Origin of the sequence: Achromobacter sp. Marseille-Q0513, assembly GCF_018195695.1 — a bacterium.
Taxonomy (GTDB): domain Bacteria; phylum Pseudomonadota; class Gammaproteobacteria; order Burkholderiales; family Burkholderiaceae_B; genus Achromobacter.
This window is the reverse complement of sequence record NZ_JAGTJY010000517.1, coordinates 1-462: the sequence shown is the minus strand read 5'-3', so window position 1 is coordinate 462 and position 462 is coordinate 1. Positions and strand designations below refer to the sequence as shown.

General features: G+C 48.1%; 1 pseudogene. It reads right to left on the bottom strand.

The annotated features are described in order from the left end of the window. Nucleotides 1-462 (bottom strand): annotated as a pseudogene (locus KDH83_RS31560) (ATP-binding protein); the annotation flags it as partial.

Here is a 462-nt window from a genome sequence, read left to right as displayed (position 1 = left end):
CCTGCATCCTTACCGCTTTCTTCATCAAGCCGTATGGCATTGACGACAGTATCCATCCGTTGCTCGCTCAGGATGGTGCGAAACACCATGAACTTGTCATCAAGGAGCCATGCGTTGTTCTGGTAAATCTCCGAAGGCATGTCTTCTTGAGAAAACTCCTTGAATCTCGGAACAATGAGATTGTGAATTTCGGATTCGGCATTGTCAGCCGTCATTTCCTTCATGCGGCCGATGATTTTGTCACGATACAGGATGTATTCGGTCAAGGTGCGCGATGACAGCTCCAGCGACTTCTCATACGCTGCTTCGGTCAATATCTCGCATTGCAATACCTGCTTCTGAGCACGAAAGAATTTTTGCTGCGCGATGTCCAGGGCATCATCACGATCAATCAGGCCGACGGTATCGTTTTCAAAGTAGCCCAGAAGATGCGGAAATTGCTCCTCGAATTTTTCCTTTACC